Origin of the sequence: Nonomuraea purpurea (genome assembly GCF_042650645.1) — a bacterium.
In the GTDB taxonomy this organism is placed as follows: Bacteria; Actinomycetota; Actinomycetes; order Streptosporangiales; family Streptosporangiaceae; genus Nonomuraea; species Nonomuraea purpurea.
In genome coordinates, this window is record NZ_JBHSBI010000052.1 from 24794 (window position 1) to 45715 (window position 20922).

The following is a 20922-nucleotide window of genomic DNA, read 5'->3' on the forward strand; positions in this document are numbered from 1 at the left end:
GGACGGCCCCACCCGGGGAGGTGTCACTTGGTGACGGTGATGGCGGGGCTGGTGATCTTCTGGTTCTCGCTGTCCAGGTAGACCACGTACGTGTTGTCCCGCTTTGCGGAGGAGGGCACCCGGATGGTCTCCTCCAGCCGGCCCAGCTCGTCGGCCTTCTCGTAGCCGATCAGCGTGCCGTTCCTGCCGCCGCCGTTCCGGGCGTCGTCGTCCTGCCGCTCACGCCACCAGACGGCGACCTTCTCGCCCGGGTCGTAGCCGTAGGCCGAGACCTTGACCTGCTCCTGCTTGCGCACCGAGGTCTTGTCGACGGTGACCTGCTCGCCGACGGTGTTCTCGGGGGTGCGGATCTCGTTGACGCTGCGCTCGCCCTTGTCGTTCTTGCGGATGGTGAATCCGTCGTGGTGCTCGCCGTTGGCGTAGCGGGCCTCGAAGGTGATGGTGTCACCGGCCACGTCGATCAACTGGTAGAGCTGCGTGTTCTGGCTGGTGCTGCGCACCTGCGCGCCGTTGCCGGTCCAGTTCTCGCCGTTGTTGAGCGCGTACATCTTGCCGCCGGAGACCGACACGACGTACGCCACGCCGTTGTGCACCGTGGCCGACTTGCGCGCCGCCGTCTGGTTGCCCCGCCCGTAGGAGTGGTCGTGGCCCTGAAGCACCAGGTCCACGCCGTACTTCTCGAACAGCGGCGCCCACTGGGCGCGGACGTTCGGGTTGTTGCGGGTGCCGGTGGTGGAGTACACGGGGTGGTGGAAGGTCACCACGGTCCACTTGTTCGGGTTGTCCTTGAGCAGGCCCTCAAGCCACGTGGTCTGCGCGGCCATCAGCGCGGTGTTGCTCTGGTGGTTGGAGTCCAGGCCGATGAAGCGCACGCCCTGGTAGTCGAGGCTGAAGACGGTCTGCTTGAGCTCGGCGTTGCCCGGCCCGTTGTCCGGATAGGGGAACTGGGGCCGCCAGAAGGCGGACAGGCCGCCGCTGTACTCGTGGTTGCCCGGGATCGAGATGTTGTTGACCTGGCCGTCGATGAAGCCGCCGGCCTTGAACCACTGACCCCACTGCTCCTCGCTGTTGGCGGAGTCGATGAGGTCGCCCGCGTTGACGATGGCCTTGGCCTGCGGCCGGTCGGCGAACGCCTGGCGGAACACGCGCGGCACCGCGGAGTCGATGTAGTTCTGCGCGTCGCCGTAGTAGATGAAGGAGAACGGCTCGAAACCGGAGGCAGCCGTGGTGAAGTCGGTCCACGCGCTCCAGTTGGTGCCGTCGCCGACGCGGTAGGTGTAGCGGGTCTTCGGCTTCAGGTTGCCGAACTCCACGGTGTGGTACGTCGAGGCGTACCCGAGCGTGGTGTTCACCGGCGTGCTGGCGCTCGCCTTGACGTTGGTCACCGCGCCCGCGGCCGGCTGGACCTGGCCGAGCGCGCGGGGCGCCTCCAGGATCTCGGCCTGGGCGTTCTGCGCGGCGGCCTCGGCCCGCCACGACACGCGCTGGCTGGTCGCGGGGGCGGCGGTGGGGATGAGGATGATGCGGTCCGGGATGGGGGAGGGCTTGTGCACCTCGGCGGCGGGGTACACGGGGGGTGCCGCGGCGCCGATGGCCGCGGGGCCGAAGGCTAACCCGCCGAGCAGCAGCGCACCCGCGCCGATGGCGGCGAGCTTCGCCTGCCGCGACCGCAGCGGCCACGACGTTCTGGGCTCATTCACTTCTGGTTCACTCCATTGAGAAGCGGACTCGCCCACCCGCGGATCGCGGGCGGACGCGAGCGAATTCATCCAGGTACCGCTGACGCCCGCCTGTCCGGCGGCTGTCCCGCACATGAATTCGGGATCGGCAATGTGCCGGACATCGGAGGTTGGCCTGGCGTTTCCCCTTCCCCGTCTACGATCGGCCCGCGGAATGCGCGTGAACGCGGGGGGTGAACGAATGGCGACGAGCCGCCGCTGGGGGCTGCTGCCCGCCGTCGCCGCGCTCGGCACGCTGTTCGTGGTGCCGCCGGTGCGGCCCGTGGTCAAGACGGAGACCTTCATCACCGCGCAGACGACCGGGATCCTGCTCATCGAGGGCGGTGAGTGCTTCAGCGACCCGGCCTACTCGCCGGGGGCGGCCGAGCGGACTGTGCTCTACACGCCCTGCGCCGGCGGCGCGGACAACCAGTCGTACGGCTTCACCCACCTGCCCGACGGCCCCTACGACCGGGCGGGGCTGTCGGCGCAGGCATGGAAGAGCTGCGGTGAGCGCTACGCCGAGCTGTGGGGCGGCGGGCGGGACGACCTGGCCTACTACCCGATCATGCCGACCGCCGAGACCTGGGCCGACGGCGACCGCGACGTGATGTGCGCCGTCTACCGCCGCGAGGGCCGCCTGACCGGCTCGGCCCTGCCCGGCCCACGCTGACGATCACCGTCTCCGGGTCAGGCGCGTTCGTACCTCCATCCGGAGGCGAGGGAGGAGGAGACCGAGACCTCCCCGCCGGAGCGGGTGACGGTGAACGGCGTGGGCTCGCCGCAGGCGTGGTCGGTGACGGTCAGGGTGGTCTCGCCGTCCGGTCCCGGGTACACGCGCAGGGTCAGGCCGTCGAGGTAGTCGTAGTCCGGCCGGTCGTCCCTGGCGCCCACGGGCAGCACGGCGCCTTCGCGCACGTAGATCGGCATCGAGGTGAAGCCGTGCGTCTCGGTGCGCCAGCGGCCGCCCTCGACGCGCTCGCCCGTCAGGTAGTTCGTCCACGTGCCCTCGGGCAGGTAGACCTCCACCGTCCCGTCAGGGGTGAAGACGGGTGCGACGAGCAGGTCGGGGCCGAGCATGTACTGGGTGTCGAGGTAGGCGACGTTGCGGTCGCCGGGGAACTCCATCGCCATGGGCCGCATCACCGGCGTCCCGCTCTCGTGCGCCTGGACGCCCGCCTGGAACAGGTACGGCATCAGCCGCAGCTTGAGCTTTGTGAACAGCCGGGTCACCTCCACGGCCTCCTCGTCGAAGGCCCACGGCACCCGGTAGGACGACGAGCCGTGCAGCCGCGAGTGGGACGACATCAGCCCGAAGGCGACCCAGCGCTTGAACACGCCGGGGTCAGGGGTGCCCTCGAACCCGCCGATGTCGTGGCTCCAGAAGGAGAAGCCGGAGAACGCGAGGGACAGGCCGCCGCGCAGGGTCTCGGCCATGGACTCATGCGTCGATCCCGCGTCACCGCCCCAGTGCACCGGCAGCCGCTGGCCGCCCGCGGTCGCCGACCGCGCGAACAGCACCGCCTCGCCCCGGCCGCGCCGCTCCTCCAGCACCTCGAACACCGCCGTGTTGTACAGGTGCGTGTAGAGGTTGTGCATGCGTTCTGGGGCTGAGCCGTCAGTAGGCGACGTCGAGCGGGATACGCTCGCTGCGGCAAATGGATCATATCTCTGCGGGACCTGGGCATGCGCAGGTCCCGGGTCTCGTGGTCTCGCGGCCCACCCGGCACCGTCGACACCGTGATCGCCACGGCCGCGTCAGAAAACGCCGCGGCACTCTGCGGGGCGCCGGCCTGACCATCTCGCCGGCCGGACATCCTGCCGAGCTGGTCAGGAGGCCACTGTCAGCGAAGTACGAAGCCGGGAACCATGTCGTCGTCGGGGTCGACGAGGAACCTGTGCTCCCCGGTGCGGAAGGCCCGCCCGGTCACCACGGGGATCACGGCGTCCCGGCCGGCGACCTCGGCGGTGGCCACCACGCGGGCGAGCCAGGTCGAGTCGACGATCGAGGAGTGGACGAAGGTTCTGCCCCGTTCGAGCCGTCCGGTCGTGTGGAGGGTGGCGATCCGCGCGCACGTCCCCGACCCGCAGGGCGAACGGTCGACCTCGCCGTCGGCGAACACGGTCACGTTGCGCTGCCGGAGGTTCCCGTCGGAGTCGGCCCCGAGCTCATCGAAGAAGATCACGCCGTAGATGCCGCTCAGCCGTGGGTCGAGCGGATGCGCGGCGTAGGCGCTCGGGTTGAGCCAGGTCTTGATCTCGCGGCTGAGCTCGATCAGGGCGGGCAGCGAGGCCACATCGACGGCCAGGCCGAACGCCGAGGCGGGCACCTGGGCGTAGATCGCGCCGCCGAAGCTGATCGCGCATCGGGCCGGCCCGCGAGACGTCGGCACCTCGACCTCGTCGTGCAGGACATAGCTGGCGATATTCACGAAGTCAACCGAGGTGACCTTGGCGCCGGTGGTCGAGACCTGGGCCGTGACCCGGCCCGACGGGACATCGATCACCACGTTCGTGACGCCCGTGGGGTCGATCGGTACCAGACCGCTCTGGACCGCCCACACGCCGAGGGCGATGGTGCCGTGCCCGCACGCGGTCGAGAACCCGTCCTTGTGCCAGAAGAGCACGCCGAAGTGCGCGCCGGGGTCGTCGGGGGGCACGATGAAGCCGCCGTACATGTCGGCATGGCCACGCGGCTCCGAGCACAGGAGCAGGCGCAGCCCGTTGACCTCCGGATCGGTCATCGCCGCGACCCGCTTCTCGGCCACCGTCGCCCCGGAGATCTCGGGCACGTTGGTGACGATCCTGAACGGCTCGCCGCCTGCGTGGTAGTCCACGGTGGAGATGTCACTGATCATGCTGCTTCCGTTCGGGCGCGGCCGGGCGGCGGGATCCATGACCGTCACTGTAATTGCACAGTCCGGTACGGGTGGATTTCATGACGTATGCGGGCAGGAGCGGTCGACCTCGGTGACCAGCCGTGATCGGACGGTCGGGGCGGCTTGGTGACGAGGCCGGCCCACACCCGCTGGACGGCGACAGGCGGCGGCCTCGTAACGAAGGGTTGTCAGCTTGTCCAGTGGGTCTCAGAAGTGGGCTGGTAGCGGCAGGTGGCGCCGGTGGAGAGGGAGGCGCGGAGGTGGGCGGCCAGCTCGGGGTGGCGCTGGTCGAGCTGGCGCAGGGTGTTGCGGATCCGGTTGGTGACCGCCTTGCGGGCGCGTTCGGCCTCGTCGCCCAGGCGGCGCGGACGGCCGCCCAGGCCGGTGGCCGTGCGGAGCTCGTCGAGCAGGGCTTGACGTTCGGCGTCGAGTTCGGCCGCACGACGGTCGTCGCCGCGGCCGGCGGCCCGGTCAATCTCCGCGTCGAGCAGGTCGAGGCGTCTTCGGTAACGCTTCTTGGCCTCCTCGTCGAGGACGTCGTCCCCGCCCATGCTCCGTGCGGCGATCACGGCCTGCCCTCCCGACGGGTTGAGCAACTCGACCGCGGAAACCTCCGTGCCGGGGCGGCCGAGCAGGATGCGCAGGTCGGCCAGGCCCTTGGAATCGGGCAGGTGCGCGGTCCTGCCGGCGTACGTCAGCGTCCACACCTCGCCGTCGAAGGAGAAGGCGTTCGATCCGGGGCGCGGGAGGCGTACGAGCATGCCGAGCTCCGCCGCCTCCCGTTCCACCTGCTCGATCAGCGCCGTGGCGTCGTCTCCGCGCGCCCGCAGCGCCTCCGCCAGGCGGGCGCGGGCCTCGACCGCCCACGGACGCGCGCCCAGGAGGTCGGCGGCGCGGGCGGCGGCGGTGTAGCCGCCGACCGCGTCGTCCCAGCGTTCCTGGGCCGCGTCGAGCACGGCCGCCCAGTACGTGAACGGGCCCTCGACGACGACCGTGGCCGTCACCCCCCACTGGCCGAGGTAAGGGGCGATCGCGGCCCTGGCGTGTTCGCACAGCACGGGATCCTTCGACAACGCGGCGGCCTGAGCCTGGAACCTCAGCCACAGAGGCGCCATCCAGCGGAGGTACTGTTCGCCACCTGCCATGATCTCGGCCAGGTGGCGCATGGCGTTGCCGTCGCCCCTCTGGACCGCCGTCACCGCGTGGTAGAGCGGGAAGTGGCGGCTGCCCGCGCGCTCCATCTCGGTCAGAACGGCGTCGGCGTCGTCGAAACGGCCCCTGAGCAGGGCGGCCGACCAGCGTTGCATCCAGCGCAGGTCATGCCTGCTGATGCCGGGCTGTTCGCCGAGCTCGAAGGCCGTGCCGATGGACGTCTCCGCCTCGTCGAAACGGCCCGTGAACGTGGCGAACATGGCCTTCATGACCGTCGCCTCATGCTGGAACAGCGTCAGTTGCGAGCCCTCCACGTCGGCGACGAACGCTCGCTGCTCGGCCAGGCAGCGGGGGTCGCCCAGCTCCAGCAGCACTCCGACGCGCCACGCTCGCGCGGTCAGGCCGAGATGGACGTCCTGCGTGCGCCGCGCCACCGCCGACAGCTCTTCGGTGATGCCCAGCCGCTCGGCCGTGGTGCCCGGACCCCAGATGGCGCCGAGCCTGGCCAGCAGACTGTACGCCAGCGTCTCGTCATCCGCCCCCTGCCTGGCCCGATCGGCGGCCACCTTGCTCAAATCACGCGCAGCCTCGGCAAGCCGGGTCACTTCGGTCCCCGTTGCCGACTGGATCGGGGGGAGGGCGCCGATGCCGGAGTGAGGCAGCCGGGTGGAAGGGAAGGTGCCGTCGCCGGGTTGGATCGGGGAGAGGGTGCCGATGCCGGAGTGAGGCAGCGAGGCCGAGGGGAAGGTGTCGTCGCCGGGTTGGGTCGGCCCATCCGGTTGAAGGTCGCCGGCCGGCTTCGGCCGAAGGCGGTCGGGGTGGTGGACCAGGCGGTGGTGGGCCTCGTGGACGAAGGCGGTCCAGTGGGGAGCCTGGGCGGTGTAGCAGAGGTCGTGGAGCTTGAGCGCGGTGAGGGCCAGCAGGTCGGGGTCGTCGAGGTCGTGGCTGATCGCGATGGCGGCGTCGAGCGTGCGGGCTCCTGCGGCGGTGTCTGTCACGCGGTGTTGTGCCACGCCGAGGTCCAGCGCGATCGTGGCCCGTTTGCGGGGCTCGGACGCCGGGGTCAGCTCCAGGGCACGGCGGTAGTGCCCGACGGCCTCCTCGTCCGCGAAGCGGGCTTCGGCGTCTTTGGCGGCGGTGAGGAGCAGGTCGGGGGCCTCGGGGACGGCGGCGAGGGAGGCGTGATGGGCGCGGGTCGCGGGGATCGCCGGGCCCAGGGCGTGCAGGGCGGCCGCGTGGCGGGAACGGGCCGCGCTCTCGTCGAGCTCGGTGTAGAGGGTTTCGCGCACCAGGTCGTGGACGAAGGCGTAGCGCCCGGAGCCGAGAGCGGTGACCAGCTTGGCCGACACCACCTGGTTGAGCGCCTTGCTCACCATCTCCTGCCCAGGCCCAGCAGCGACAGGTCTCAGCCGCGACACTTCTGGGGAAGGCCCCTCCCGCTCCAGGAAGGCCCCCTCCGAGGGGGACCGAAGACCTGGCCCGGGTGCGCCGCTCCGCGGGCCCTCCGGGCTGGACGGGGCACGGGTGAGGTGGTCGAGGGCGTCGGCCAGGGATTGCTCGGTGAACTCGCGGCCGAGCACCGCCGCCATTCGCAGCACGTCGAGCACCACGTTCGGCAGCCGTGACAGACGACGCCGGATCGCGGCGCCCACGCCCGGCGGGATCGTGGCCAGCCGGCTGCCTCCTTGCCACAGCCGTGCCGTCTGTTCCACGAAGAACGGGTTGCCGCCGGTGCGCTGGTGGATCTCCGCGACCAGGTCTGCCCCGGGTTCGAGCCCGGTGGTGAGGGCGACGAGGCGGCCGGCCTCGTCGCGGGAGAGCCCGGACAGCGTCAGCGTGGTGGCCTTGGCCTCCAGCGGCAGGCTGAGCGGGCCGTCGATCTCGGCGTCGCGGTAGGTGCCGATCACCAGCAGGCGTTCGAACCAGGCGTGCCGCACCACGAACTCCAGCAACCTGAGCGAGGCGGCGTCGGCCCAGTGGAGGTCTTCGAGGACGACCACGACCGGCTGCTCGCGGGAGGCGCCCACCAGCAGCCCCGTCACCGCGTCGTAGAGCTGGAACGCCTCTACGCCGGCCCCCGCCAGGCTCTGCGGCGTGGCCCCGGGCGCGAGCCGCCGGATCACCTGCACCCACGGCCAGTAACCCGGCGCCCCCTCGCCCTCCCAGCAGGCCCCGCCGAGCAGCCGGGCCCCGCCCCGCACCGCCTCCCGCGCGGCCTCGGCCACCAGGGTGGTCTTGCCGATGCCCGCCTCGCCGGTGACCAGGATCAGCGACCCATGGCTGACCAGCGCACGCTCGACCTCGCCACGCAGGATCGCGGCGGGCCGGTCTCGTCCGATGAGGATCGCCATGCGGGAACCCTACGGGGACCGGCCGACAATTCACGGGGTCGTGCCTTTCAAGGCGGGGCGCCGAGGTTCAGGCGAGGACCCGCCGGCGCAACCGCCCGCCCACAGTTCGTACGAGCCCCCGCACCCCCAACGCCTGGAACCCCGCCAACGGGCTCCAGTAGTCGCGCCAGGTGACGATCTCCCCATCCCGCGCCCGGAGAAGCTGGATGTAGGGCATCCGGTAAGGCTTCCCTGTGCTGGTGACCCGCCCGTGCCCCTCGTACTCGGCGATGATCACCTCCGGATCGACGGTCTCATGAACGCAGAGCCCGTGAAACCTGGTCATCTCCAACGGGGTGGAGGTGATGGACGTCAGATACCGGCGGATCTCCTCTCGTCCACGGAGGAACTTCGGCACTCCTGGCGGCGCGAACGGCAGCTCATGCGTTCCGTCCTCAGCGAACATGTCGGCGAACCGGCCCAGGTCCTTGGCCAGGAAGAGCTTCTGCGCGCGTTCCAGCAGCGCGAGTGGAGTGGTGTCCGTGTCCAACGGTCCCACCTTTCGGTCTACAGTTGTTGACTGAGTGGACCGTAGCAGGTGCTCCGAGATTGAGTCAACGGCTGTAGACTGAGCGGCATGCCAGCCAGCCCATCACGCGCCGAGCAGCGCAGGCAGACCGAGGCCAGAATCCTCGCCGCCGCGCGCCGCCTGTTCGCCGACTCCGGCTACGACCGCACCACGATCAGGGCCGTCGCCGCCGCCGCGGACACCGACCCCGGCCTCGTCATGCGCTATTTCGGCTCCAAGGACGAGCTGTTCGCCCGCGTCGCCGCGATCGAGCCCGACGAGCCCGTGGCCGGCACCCCGGAAGAGGTCGCCGAACTGCTGCTGGCCGCGCTCGGCGACAAGCTGACCGCCGACATGTCCGCGACGCTGGCCATGCTGCGTTCGATGCTCACCCACCCCGACGCCGGCGAGGGGGTTCGCGCCGCGCTCACCGAGCAGCAGCGCCAGGTGGCCGGCTCCATGCCCGCCGACGACGCGGTGCTGCGCGCGGGGCTCGTCGGCGCGCTCACCCTCGGCACCGTCATCGCCCGCCACCTGCTCCGGCTCGAAGGCGTGCGGGACGCCGACGTCGAGGACATCGTCGGCGTCCTGCGCCCCGCCGTGCACGCCATAGCGCACGGCGAGGCGGAGCGCGCACCCCGGGTGGAGTGATGAAAGTTTCAGCGGGAACCCGCAGGTCGGCGCGGACGGGGCCGCACCGGGTTTGACGCCTGTCCCGGGGCGTGCGATCAAGGCGTCCCAGCCACTTTTCCGGTCCGGCACAGCAGCCCAGCCAAAGGGAAAGCGCTTACCAGCAGCAGAAGGGCAGGTGGGACGATCTTGACACCCCGAGGACGGCGCGCGGCCGTGACGCTGGCCGCCATGGCGCTGGCCACGATCGTGACGCCGCGTGCCGCGCAGGCCGCCGACTGGCCGACGGACACCGGCAGCGTGCACATCACGCAGACCCGCAACACCGGCTCGTTCTTCGACGGCGGCATGAAACGCTACTACGGCATCGGCGACGGCGGTCAGGGCGAAGACCAGGACCCCATGTTCGTGGTGCCCAACGGCGGCACCATCCAGAACGTCATCATCGACGCCCCGGCCGGCGACGGCGTCCACTGCGAGGGCTCGTGCACCATCCGCAACGTGTGGTGGAACGACGTGGGCGAGGACGCCGCCACGTTCAAGTCCTCCAGTTCGTCCGCGACGTACCTGGTGGACGGCGGCGGCGCCAAGTCCGGCTCCGACAAGGTGTTCCAGCACAACGGCGCCGGCACGGTGACCATCAGGAACTTCCAGGTGCACGGCTCGGGCAAGCTCTACCGCGCCTGCGGCAACTGCTCGACCTCCTACAAGCGGCACGTGGTCATGGACAACGTCACCGCCCGTACGACCAAGGTCCTGGCCGGAATCAACACGAACTGGGGCGACACCGCCCGCTTCACCAGGATCACCGTGTACGGCAGCAGCACCACGATCTGCGAGAAGTACAGAGGCGTGCCCAAGGGCAGCGAGCCGGTGAAGATCGGCTCCGGCGCCGACGGCGTGAACTGCCTCTACTCCTCCTCCGACATCACCATCCGCTGACCCGAGCCGAGCCTTGAGGGAGCGCGCCCTTCCTCAAGGCTCACAAATGTTAGCGCTACCAGAAAGTGAGAGGTGCGCATGAAACGCCTGGCCCTCCTGCCGATCCTGCTCGTCGTCACCTTCCTCTGGCCCCTCCAATCCGCCCTGGCCGACACGAACGTGGCCGGGAGCGCCACCGCCTCGGCGTCGTACACCTCGTCATGGGAGAGCGTGGCGGCCATCAACGACGGCATCGACCCGCCGAGCTCGAACGACACCGTCAACCGCCGCTGGGGCACCTGGCCCAACACCGGCTCCCAGTGGGCCGAGCTGACCTGGACCTCCGCCCAGGGCCTCAGATCCGCCGACGTCTACTTCTTCGACGACGGCGGCGGCGTCCGCGTGCCCAGCTCGTGGAAGCTGCAGTACTGGACCGGCAGCGCCTACGCCGACATCTCCGCCTCCTACCCCGTGGCGGCCAACACCTACAACAAGGTCAGCTTCACCCAGGTCAGCACCACGCGGCTGCGCGTCGTCCTGCAGAGCGGCCAGGGGTCGGTGGGCCTGCTGGAGGTCAGGGCGTTCGCCGCCGACGCGCCGCCGAGCGGCTCCGGCTGGAACCCGCCGGGCAACCTGGTCACCCCGCTCAACGAGGTCTGGCAGCACCAGGAGAGCACGTACCCGAACCTGTACGGGTTCCGCAACTACGGCTGGGACCAGGTCATGGCCAACGGCGGCTCGATCAACTACTGCGTCCGGTGGGACACCGGAGCCACGGTGACCGCGGCCCAGCGCGACCAGATCCACGCCACGCTGGCCCGGCAGTTCAAGAAGTGGATGGACCTGATGGCCGGCCACAACAACTGGCCCTACACCAACGTGCCGCTCAAGGTGGTCGGCTGGGCCGTCCGCGACCGCGCCCAGCTCCAGTGGAACGACAACTCCGTCGACATCTACGTCGGCAACATCCGCGAGAACGCGCCGCAGTGCTCCGAGCCGTGCGGCCGCTTCTTCAACCAGAACGGCACCTACCCGAACTGCCCCGGCGGCCCTTCACACCACTACGACATGTCGTTGTGGCTGACGGCCGGGTTCGGCGGCGGCGCGGGCGGCGACTGGGGGCAGCGGATCGGCAGCGAGTACTACATGTCCAACCTCAACACCGACAATGTGCACATCCTGCTGCATGAGATGGGCCATTCGTTCGGCCTGGACGACTTCTACGACTGGACTCCGACGGGGGTGGGCGGCTTCCTGATGAAGGCGGGCAGCGCGGCCCAGATCACGGACTTCGACGCGTGGATGTTCCGCGACTGGTGGCGGCACCTGAAGAGCCGTTACGGCCGGTGAACCGGCGAGGGCGGCGACCGCCCGGCCGCCGCCCTCGCGCTACGCGCCGACGCCGAGGCCGTACTCGCGGGTGACGGGCGCGCTCAGCTTGGCGTAGTCCCTGAGCTGGACGGTGAACTCATACGTTCCCGCCGTGGTGGGCGTGCCGGTGATGGCGCCGGTGAAGCGGTCGAGGGTCAGCCCCGGGGGCAGCGCGCCGCCGGTGACCTGCCAGTCGTAGAACGGCACCCCGCCCTTGGCCTTGAGCCGCTGTTCGTAGGCGGTGCCCGCCTTGGCCGACGGGACGGCGGCCGTCTCGATGGAGGGCTTGAGGAACGGCGTCAGCTTCCTGTTCAGCTTCCAGCCCGCGTTCTCGGCGATCAGCAGGCTCAGCTTGGTCAGCTCCCACCTGCGGGTCGGGAACACGTGCCGCCAGCCACCGCTCTGCCCGCTGATCCGGTCCCAGTACGGGTCGTCGCCGGGCACGTGGTAGCTGGTGTCGAGGGGCACGGGATACCCCTGGTAGTCGATGACGTCCTGGTCGTCCTTGCCCTTGGAGGCCACGTAGTCGGCCATGCCCTTCCAGTCGCTGTGGAAGGCGACCGCGTGGCCGTACTCGTGCATGACCAGGCCCTGCACGTCGATCACCTGGCCGAGGTCCGTCTTGTACCAGTCCTCGTCCTTCAGCGAGGTGAACAGCTTCATGAGTTGCTCGTCGTACTCCAGGATCATGCTGGTCGAGCGGTGGTAGGGGGTGGGCTTGCCGTTCCTGGTGTGGAACTTGCCGTTGATCGTGGGGTAGCCGGTCGAGTACGGCGTCTGGATGCCGCGGAAGAAGACGTACATCCCGTTGTACGGCTTGGCGTTGGCGGCCTCGACCTCGTTCTGCCAGTCGTCGCCCGGCAGCCGGTTGACCTCGTCGCCCGCCGCCACCGTGTCGAACGGCTCCAGGTCGAAGAAGGCGAACCAGTTGCGGACCGCGGCCTCGGCGGCCTTGCGCACGCCGGGGTCCTTGAAGTAGCCGGTGATGGTGTCGTAGCGGTAGTCGAAGTCGATCGGGATGGTGGGCTTGAGCGGGGTCTTCTCGTCCTGCTGCACCCGGATCGGCATGGTCTGGGTGAGGGTGGCGCCGGCCGCGTCGGTGGTCTTCATGATCCACTGGTGCAGCTCGTCCCGGCCCGCGCCCTGCTTGGAGTGGATGGCCAGCCGCACCGTCTCACGGTCGGCCGGGCCGGTCAGCGTGAAGGACTTGGTGGCCCCGGCGGCGGTCAGCTCGCTCGGCATGTTGAACATCAGCCTGGAGGTGCCCTTGGCCTGCAGGTCCACCGTCAGCGGGTACTGGACGCCGGGGATCTTCGGCGCCCGGACGGTCAGCTCGACGTACGGGTTGGCCAGGTAGCCCTGCCAGTCCACGAGCTGCACGCCGTAGTCGTTGACCTTGCGGAAGAAGATGTCGTAGACCTCCAGCGCGGGCGCGTCCCTGCGGGCGGCGAGGCTGGGGGAGGGGAAGGACAGCGCGCCCGCCAGGGCGGTGAGCGCGGCGACGGTGGCGATCTTCCTCATCGAAGCCTTTCATGAGTGAGGGCGCAGGGGTGACCCGGCCGGGGCGGCCGGATCACCCCGCGGGTCTCAGGAGCCCACAGTGAGCTGGAACGTCCTGGTCACCGGGGTGCTGAGACGGTCGTAGTCCCGGAGCCGGACGGTGAAGCCGAACGTGCCCGCCGCCGTCGGCGTGCCGGTGATGGCGCCGGTGAAGCGGTCGAGGCTGAGACCGGCCGGCAGCGCGCCGGCGGTGACCTGCCAGTCGTAGAAGGGCACGCCGCCCTTGGCCGACAGCGTCTGCTGGTAGGCGGTGCCCGCCCTGGCCTGCGGGAGCGACGTGGTGACGATGGACGGAGGCAGGAACGGGGTGAGGTTGCGGTTGAGCTTCCACCCGGCGTTCTCCGCGACCAGCAGCGCCAGCTTGGTCAGCATCCACCGGCGGGTGGGGAACAGGTGGGTCCAGCCGCCGTTCTGGCCGCTGATCCGGTCCCAGTACCGCTGCTCGCCGGGGATGTGGTAGCTGCCGTCCAGCGGGACGGGGGAGCCCTGGTACGCCACCACGTCCGGGTCGTTGCCGCCCGACTGGACGTAGGAGCGCATCCCGGCCCAGTCGCTGTGGTAGGCGACGGCGTGGCCGTACTCGTGCATGACCAGGCCGTGCACGTCGAGCACCGAGCCCGCGATCTCCGTCTTGTACCAGTCCTCGTCGGCCAGCGAGGTGAACAACCGCTTGCCGGCCTCGTCGTACTCGAAGATCATCGCCGTCGAGCGGTGCAGCGGTCCCGGCAGTTGCTGGCCGCCGCGCGCGCTGTACTTGCCGTTGGCGGCCGGGTAACCGGTCGAGTACGGGGTCTGGATGCCGCGGAAGAACACGTACATGCCGTTGTAGGCGGACTGGTTGGTCACGTTGATCGTGTTCTGCCAGTTGTTGCCCGGCAGGTGATTGTTCTCCGCACCCGCGGCCACCGTGTCGAACGGCGCCATGTCGAAGAACCTGAACCAGTCCTTGACGGCCTCCTCCGAAGCGGTTCTGAAGGCCGGGTCGTTGAAGTAGCCGGTGATGTTGTCGTAGCGGTAGTCGAAGGCGATGGGCAGGCTCGGCTGCAGCGCGGTCTTCTCGTCCTGCTGCACCCTGATCGGCATGGACTGCTGGTACGTCGCGCCGCCCGCGTCCCTGAGCGTCAGCCGGAGCGTGTAACTTTCATCGGCTCCCGGGCCGCGCTTGGAGTGGATCGCCAGCTTGAACGTCTTCTGCTCCGAGGCACTGGCGAAGCTGAGGGACTTGGTCGCGCCGGTGGCGGTGAGCTGGCTGGGCAGGTCCATCATCAGCCTGGACGTGCCCTCGGCCTTGAGGTCGACGGTGACGGGGAAACGCAGCTCGGAGGGTGGTCTGACGGTGAGTTCGACGTAGGGGTTGGCCAGGTATCCCTGCCAGTCCACCAGTTTGACGCCGTAGTCGTTGACGGTTCTGCCGAACATGTCCACGACCTGCGCCGTCGGGGCGGCGTGCGCGGGCTGCGACACGCCGGTGAGTAAGGAGGCGAGTAAGACTGCCGCGGCGCTCAGTCGCCGGGCGGGGCGATGGTCCATCCGGGCTCCTCAAAGAGCTCCTCGAAGGATGGGAATAGGTTTTCCCAGGCGCACAGTAAGGTGTTACACAGCACTGGTCAACCCTTGGGTGTCGCCCGCCTCGTCGACTCCCTCGGCACCAGGCTCGCGGGCACGATCGTCACCCCGCCGCCGGAGGGCGTGCCCGCGATGGCGTCCAGCAGGTGCCGCGCCGCCAGCCGGCCGATCTCCCCGAGATTCATGTCGACCGTGGTCAGCGGCGGCCGGCAGCCCAGCACCATCGGCTCCCAGTTGTCGAACCCGACCAGCGCCACGTCCTCGGGCACCCGCCGGCCCCGGTCGCGCAGCGTCTCGGCCACCCCGCGGGCGATCTGGTCGCTGCCGCAGAAGACGGCGTCGACGTCGGGTGCCGCGTGCAGCAGGATGTCGGCGCCCTGCCGGCCCCACTCCTCGCTCCACTGCCCGAACAGCGCCTCGCCCGCCGGTTCGAGACCGGCGGCGGCCAGGACCGAGGCCAGCCCCCGGGCCCGCAGCCGCGCGGCCTGGAACCCCTCGGGCCCCGTGACGTGGCCGATGCGGGTGCGGCCCGTGGCCAGCAGGTGGCGGGCGGCCAGCGCGCCGCCGCCCTCGTCGTCCGGGATGATCGACACGTCGGACTCGTCGGTGGACTGCGTCATCGCGTACACCACGGGAACCGGCAGGTCGCGGCCGATGCCCGGACGCGGCTCGGTGCGCCGGTCCGTGACGATGATGCCCTCGACGCGCCTGGCCAGCAGGCGCTCGACGTAGTGGCGCTCCCTGATCGGGTCGTCGCGCGTGTCGCACATGAACACCGAGATCTGCCCGGCGCCGAGCGCGTCCTCCGCGCCCAGCATGACCGGGATGCTGAAGCGGCCGAAGCTGTCGCCCGTGACCAGGCCGACCGTGTAGGTGCGGCCGGCCAGCAGCCCCTGCGCGAGGGGGTTGGGCCGGAAACCGAGCCGCTCGGCCGCGGCGAGCACCCGGTCGCGGGTCTCGGTGCGCATGCGGCCCCGGCCGTTGAGCGCCTTGGACGCGGTGCCGATCGACACCTCCGCGGCCGCCGCGACGTCTCTGATCGTGACGGTTTTCGCTGTCCCTTCGATAGGGCTGGCCAACCGAGTCCCCTTTCGCGGTCACACCATATCCCCTTGACCAGTGATGTATCACACCTTACCCTCCGATTGAGAAAACCTATTCCCAACGTTTTCTCACAAGGATGAGGAGCTTGATGGAACAGATCCTCGGTCCCGCGGTTCCGTCCAGCCGGGCAGTGTTGCGGCCGATCGGCATTCACGACGTCGTCATCTCCGATGGTCCGCTCGCGCGCTGGCAGCGGATCAACCACGAGGCCAGCATCCCGCTCGGCCTGGAACAGATGGAACACTCGGGCGCGCTGCCCAACCTGCGGCGCGCCGGAGGCGAGGGAGAGGGGCCCTTCCAGGGCTACCGGTTCCAGGACTCCGACCTGTACAAACAACTCGAAGCGCTCGCCTGGGAGCACATCCGCGCCCCCGAGCAGGCCTACGCCGACTTCACCGACCAGGCGGCGGCCGTGCTGGCCAGGGCGCAGCGGCCGGACGGCTACCTCAACTCGCACTACCAGGTCGTCAAACCCGACAAGATCTACACCGAGCTCGAGTACAGCCACGAGATGTACTGCGCGGGCCACCTCTTCCAGGCCGCGGTGGCCGCCGCCCGCGCCGGCATCGGCCAGTCGCTGCTGCCGGTCGCAGAACGCCTGGCCGACCACCTGGTCGAGGTGTTCGTGACGGGCGGGAACGACGGCATCGACGGCCACGCCGAGGTCGAGACCGCGCTGGTCGAGCTCTACCGGCTGACCGCCGAGCGCACCTACCTGGAGCTGGCCTCCAAGCTGATCGACAACCGCGGCAAGGGCCTCATCAAGAACAGCGGCATGGGCATGCTGTATGCCCAGGACCATCTGCCCGTACGCGAGGCCGACACCCCGGTCGGGCACGCCGTGCGCCAGCTCTACCTGGAGGCCGGCGTCGTGGACGTCTACCTGGAGACGGGCGACGAGTCGCTGCTGGAGTGCTCGGTGCGCCGGTGGGAGGACATGGTCGCGACCAAGACCTACATCACCGGCGGCCACGGCTCGCGTCACGACGGCGAGGCGTTCGGCGAGCGGTACGAGCTGCCGCCCGACCGCGCCTACAGCGAGAGCTGCGCCGCCATCGCCAGCATCCACTGGAACTGGCGGCTGCTGCTGGCCACCGGCCACGGCCGCTACGCCGACCTGATCGAGCGCACGCTCTACAACGCCTTCGCCGCCTCCACCTCCGCCGACGGCCTGCGCTTCTTCTACGTCAACCCGCTCCAGCGCAGGGACGACCTGGTCGAGGACGCCTACCTCGGGCGGCGCAGGGAGTGGTTCGCCTGCGCCTGCTGCCCGCCGAACATCATGCGCCTGGTGGCCTCGCTCGGCGGCTACGTGGCCACGACCTCCGACGACGGGCTCAGGCTGCACCAGTACGTCCCCGGCACCGTCGAGGCCGGCGGCGCCCGGCTGCGGATCGAGACCGACTACCCGTGGGACGGCCTGATCCGCCTCACCGTCGAGCAGGCCCCGCCGCGGGAGTGGGAGCTGGCGCTGCGCATCCCCGCCTGGAGCCACGCCACCGTCGTGGACGACCGCCCCGCGCAGCCCGGCGACGACGGATACCTCCGTCTTCGCCGGCAGTGGCAGGCGGGGGAGAGCGTCGAGCTCCGGCTCGACCTCGCGCCCCGGCTCAGCCACCCGCACCGCCGCATCGACGCGGTCCGCGGCTGCGTCGCGCTCGAGCGCGGCCCGCTCGTCTACTGCTTCGAACAGGCCGACCAGGCCGACGGCGTCGAGGTGGACGACCTCGCCCTCATCCCGGACGCCCCGCTGCGCGTGATCGCCAAGGACGACCTCGACGGCGTCGGGCGCACCGTACTGATCGAGACCGAGGCCGCCGCCGTGGTCCAGCCCCGTGACGGCCTGCCGTACACCAGTGAACCCTCGGCGACCAGCACCCGCGTGACCGCCACGGCCGTCCCCTACTTCCAGTGGGACAACCGGGACGGCGGCGCGATGCGCGTCTGGACCCCCCTCGCGTAAGGAACCCCCCGATGAGAAGACGCGACCTGTTGAAGCTGGGCGGGCTCGCCGCCCTCGGCGCCACGGCGACGGCCTGCGGCGGCGGCTCAGGCTCCGCCGGGAACGCCACGCAGCTTCAGTTCATGTTCTGGGGCTCGACGTTCGAGAAGGCGGCCATCGAAGGCATGCTCAAGCAGTACGAGCAGAAGAACGCGGGGGCGAAGGTCAAGCCGCTGTTCACGCCCGACGAGTACGACGTGAAGCTCAACACGCTCGTGGCCGGCGACAACCTGCCGGACGCCGGCTACGTGCCGATGTCGATGTCGTTCCGCCTGGGTGAGCAGGGCAAGCTCGTCAACCTGTTCCCGTACCTGAAGAAGTACCCGCAACTGGCCGGCTACCTGCGCGACGCCTACCTGTGGACCGGCCAGGACAACCTGCACGCCATCGCGACGGCGAACGAGTCGATGCTGCTGTGGTACAGCAAGTCCGCCGTCGCCGCGGCCGGGGTCACGCCGCCCGCCGAGGCGGCCTCGGCCTGGACGTGGGACCAGCTCGTGGAGAACGCCTACAAGCTCACCGTCGACCAGAACGGCAAACATCCCGACGAGTCCGGCTTCGACCCCAAGCAGGTCAGGCAGTTCGGCATCTCCATCAGCTTCACCTACGGTGCCGCCTGGTACGGGTTCCTGCGCGGCAACGGCGTCGACTTCGCCGACGAGGCGGGCAAGAAGTGCCTGCTGGACACCCCCGAGGCGATCCAGGTGTTCCAGAACCTGCAGGACCTGGTCTACAAGCACCGGGTCGCGCCTGGCCCCGGCCAGCTCGCCGCGACCGGGGACGACGTGCCCGGCACCAACATCCTGCTCAAGACCAAGCGGGTGGCCATGGTGGTGGACGGCCACTGGAGTCTGCTCGACATGAACGAGAGCAAGGTCGACTACGGCATGGGCGTGCTGCCCAAGTACAACGAGCCGTTCACCGCCAGCCAGGTGGCCGGCGCGTCGGCGGTCTTCGCGGGCAGCAAGCACGAGCAGGAGGCGGTCGAGCTGCTCGCCTTCCACAACGACCCGCGCAACGTCGACCTGTTCGCCAAGGGTCTGTGGATGCCGCAGGAGAAGAAGTACTACGAGGACCAGGCGGCCATCGACTCCTGGACCAAGAACGACCAGCACCCGCCGGAGTTCCGGACCGCGGTCGTCGACTACGCCCGCGACCACGGCGTCCCCGACCTGCGTAACCGCCTCAAGAACATGTCCGCCATCGCCAGCGACGCGCTCACTCCCGCCCTGCAGGAGATCGAGACCGGCAAGCGGCCGGCCGGCGAGATCCTCAAGGCCGCCGCGCCGAAGATCACCGGCATGCTCCAGGGCTGGCACCACTCCCAGGAGCTGTGATGCGCCGCCTCGAAACCCGCTGGGGCATTCTCATGGCGCTGCCGGCCATCCTCGGGTTCGTGATCTTCACGATCGGCCCGATGGTGGCCTCGGCCTTCTTCAGCGTGACCGACTGGACCATCGGCGCCAGCCCGTCGTTCGTCGGCCTCGACAACTACTCGGCCATGCTCGACGACGAGCTGTTCTGGAAGTCGCTGAGCACGACCGCCTACTACACGCTCGGCTCGGTCCCGCTGGTGCTCATCGTCAGCTTCGCGGTGGCCCTGCTGCTCAACCAGAAGGTCCGCGGTCTGGCGATCTGGCGGACGATCTTCTACCTGCCGACGCTCGTCCCCGCCATCGCCAACGTCGTGCTCTGGATCTGGATCTTCAACCCGGACTTCGGCCTGCTCAACTCGCTGCTGCGGCAGGGCGGGCTGAGCGGCTCCCAGTGGATCTACGCCGAGTCCACCGCGGTGCCCTCCCTGATCATCATGAGCACGTGGGGCTTCGGCAACACCATGGTGATCTTCCTGGCGGGGCTGCAGGGCGTGCCGAGGCATCTGTACGAGGCCGTCTCGATCGACGGCGGCGGGGTCTGGCGGCGCTTCTGGCACGTGACGCTGCCGATGATGACGCCGACCATTTTCTACAACTTGGTCGTCGGCGTGGTCGGCACCTTCCAGGTGTTCAACCAGGCGTACGTGATGACCGAGGGCGGCCCCAACCACGCCACCCTCTTCTACGTCTACTACCTGTTCCGCAAGGCGTTCACCGAGAGCCAGATGGGTTACGCCAGCGCGCTCGCCTGGACCCTGTTCATGATCATCATGGTGGTGACGTTCCTGCTGTTCAGGAACGCCCGCCGCTGGGTCTACTACGAGATGGCAGGTGCCCGATGACCGCCGTCGCCGCCCCCGAGCGGGCCGGCTCCGTCGCCCCGACCGAGGGACTGCGCAAACCCCGCAGGTATGGGCGGGCCCTGCTGTACCTGCTGCTGGTGGCCGGGTCCATCCCGACCCTGCTGCCGTTCGTGTGGCTGGTGCGCAGCGCGCTCATGCAGGACACGCAGATGTTCCTCTCCCCGCCGGAGTGGATCCCCTCGCCGTTCCAGTGGTCGAACTTCACCGAGGCCCTCACCGCCCAGCCCTTCGGCCGCTACTTCGTCAACACGGTCGTCATCGCCGTGCTGAGCGTCCTCGGCACGGTGCTGACCTGCTCGGTGGCGGCCTTCAGCTTCTCCCGGCTGCGCTGGCGCGGGCGCAACATCGTCTTCGCGCTGCTGCTCAGCGGCGTGATGCTGCCGTACGCGGTGACGCTCATCCCGACGTTCGTGATGTGGCAGGAGCTGGGCGCGCTCGACACGATCGCGCCGCTGACCGTGCCGAGCTGGTTCGCAGGGGCGGGCGGGGGAGTGTTCAACGTCTTCCTGCTGCGGCAGTTCTTCCTGACGATCCCGTTCGAGCTGGACGAGGCCGCCTACATCGACGGGGCCTCGCCGTGGCGGGTCTTCTGGACGATCGTCATGCCGCTGTCCAAACCCGCGATCATCGTGGTGACGATCTTCACGTTCATCGGCACCTGGAACGACTTCCTCGGGCCGCTGCTCTACCTGCAGAACGAGGAGAACTACACGCTGTCGCTGGGCTTGGCCTCCTTCCAGAGCATGTACCTGACGCAGTGGGGCTACCTCATGGCGGCCTCGGCGGCGGTCATCGCGCCGATCATCGTGCTCTTCTTCGTCCTGCAGCGCTACTTCATCGAAGGCGTCACGCTGACCGGCATCAAGAACTAGCCGAGCCGAC

General features: G+C 69.6%; 16 protein-coding genes. 8 read left to right on the forward strand and 8 right to left on the reverse strand.

The window, feature by feature from the left end:
* Positions 1-23: 23 nt before the first annotated feature.
* Positions 24-1700: a fibronectin type III domain-containing protein gene (locus ACFOY2_RS52545; protein ID WP_379535721.1), complete on the reverse strand. Its 1677-nt coding sequence runs from the start codon at positions 1698-1700 to the stop codon at positions 24-26.
* Between the two features lie 220 nt (positions 1701-1920).
* Between ACFOY2_RS52545 and ACFOY2_RS52550 the strand changes: the two genes are divergently transcribed.
* A complete protein-coding gene (locus ACFOY2_RS52550) occupies positions 1921-2391 on the forward strand; it encodes a hypothetical protein (RefSeq protein ID WP_379535722.1) in 471 nt (156 codons plus the stop codon).
* Positions 2392-2408: 17 nt separating this feature from the next.
* On the opposite strand, the gene ACFOY2_RS52555 is transcribed toward ACFOY2_RS52550, so the two are convergent.
* From ACFOY2_RS52555 to ACFOY2_RS52570, 4 genes are all read right to left on the reverse strand, one after another.
* Positions 2409-3317 carry a TIM-barrel domain-containing protein gene (locus ACFOY2_RS52555; RefSeq protein ID WP_379535723.1) on the reverse strand — a complete coding sequence of 303 codons (909 nt, stop codon included), beginning with the start codon at positions 3315-3317 and terminating at the stop codon, positions 2409-2411.
* Between the two features lie 245 nt (positions 3318-3562).
* Positions 3563-4576, reverse strand: a complete 1014-nt coding sequence (locus ACFOY2_RS52560) for a proline racemase family protein (protein WP_379535724.1) — start codon at positions 4574-4576, stop codon at positions 3563-3565.
* A gap of 209 nt (positions 4577-4785) precedes the next feature.
* Complete coding sequence (locus ACFOY2_RS52565; protein WP_379535725.1) at positions 4786-8100, reverse strand: ATP-binding protein; 3315 nt, start codon at positions 8098-8100, stop codon at positions 4786-4788.
* A gap of 67 nt (positions 8101-8167) precedes the next feature.
* Positions 8168-8629, reverse strand: coding sequence for a nuclear transport factor 2 family protein (locus ACFOY2_RS52570; protein WP_379535726.1), 462 nt, complete (start codon positions 8627-8629; stop codon positions 8168-8170).
* Between the two features lie 87 nt (positions 8630-8716).
* Here ACFOY2_RS52570 and ACFOY2_RS52575 point away from each other — a divergent pair, with 87 nt between their 5' ends.
* The 3 genes from ACFOY2_RS52575 (at position 8717) to ACFOY2_RS52585 (ending at position 11548) form a co-directional block, all read left to right on the forward strand.
* Complete coding sequence (locus ACFOY2_RS52575) at positions 8717-9298, forward strand: TetR/AcrR family transcriptional regulator (RefSeq protein ID WP_379535727.1); 582 nt, start codon at positions 8717-8719, stop codon at positions 9296-9298.
* Between the two features lie 168 nt (positions 9299-9466).
* Entirely contained in the window at positions 9467-10219 is a 753-nt protein-coding gene (locus ACFOY2_RS52580; protein ID WP_379535728.1) for a pectate lyase, read from the forward strand.
* A gap of 78 nt (positions 10220-10297) precedes the next feature.
* Positions 10298-11548 (forward strand): hypothetical protein, encoded by a 1251-nt coding sequence (locus ACFOY2_RS52585; RefSeq protein ID WP_379535729.1) that lies wholly within the window; start codon positions 10298-10300, stop codon positions 11546-11548.
* A gap of 39 nt (positions 11549-11587) precedes the next feature.
* Here ACFOY2_RS52585 and ACFOY2_RS52590 read toward each other — a convergent pair whose 3' ends face one another.
* From ACFOY2_RS52590 to ACFOY2_RS52600, 3 genes are all read right to left on the reverse strand, one after another.
* Positions 11588-13090 carry an Ig domain-containing protein gene (locus ACFOY2_RS52590; RefSeq protein WP_379535730.1) on the reverse strand — a complete coding sequence of 501 codons (1503 nt, stop codon included), beginning with the start codon at positions 13088-13090 and terminating at the stop codon, positions 11588-11590.
* 66 nt (positions 13091-13156) lie between these two features.
* A complete protein-coding gene (locus ACFOY2_RS52595) occupies positions 13157-14659 on the reverse strand; it encodes an Ig domain-containing protein (RefSeq protein ID WP_379535731.1) in 1503 nt (500 codons plus the stop codon).
* Positions 14660-14736: 77 nt separating this feature from the next.
* Positions 14737-15774 (reverse strand): LacI family DNA-binding transcriptional regulator, encoded by a 1038-nt coding sequence (locus ACFOY2_RS52600; protein WP_379535732.1) that lies wholly within the window; start codon positions 15772-15774, stop codon positions 14737-14739.
* Positions 15775-15887: 113 nt separating this feature from the next.
* Between ACFOY2_RS52600 and ACFOY2_RS52605 the strand changes: the two genes are divergently transcribed.
* From ACFOY2_RS52605 to ACFOY2_RS52620, 4 genes are read left to right on the forward strand one after another with little or no spacing between them, the layout of a single operon-like run.
* Positions 15888-17762, forward strand: a complete 1875-nt coding sequence (locus ACFOY2_RS52605) for a glycoside hydrolase family 127 protein (RefSeq protein WP_379535743.1) — start codon at positions 15888-15890, stop codon at positions 17760-17762.
* Positions 17763-17773: 11 nt separating this feature from the next.
* On the forward strand, positions 17774-19138 hold the full coding sequence (locus ACFOY2_RS52610; protein ID WP_379535733.1) for an extracellular solute-binding protein: 1365 nt from the start codon (positions 17774-17776) through the stop codon (positions 19136-19138).
* Entirely contained in the window at positions 19138-20019 is an 882-nt protein-coding gene (locus tag ACFOY2_RS52615; RefSeq protein ID WP_379535734.1) for a carbohydrate ABC transporter permease, read from the forward strand. Before ACFOY2_RS52610 ends, ACFOY2_RS52615 begins: the two co-directional genes overlap by 1 nt.
* Positions 20016-20912 (forward strand): carbohydrate ABC transporter permease, encoded by an 897-nt coding sequence (locus tag ACFOY2_RS52620; protein WP_379535735.1) that lies wholly within the window; start codon positions 20016-20018, stop codon positions 20910-20912. Before ACFOY2_RS52615 ends, ACFOY2_RS52620 begins: the two co-directional genes overlap by 4 nt.
* Positions 20913-20922: the final 10 nt, after the last annotated feature.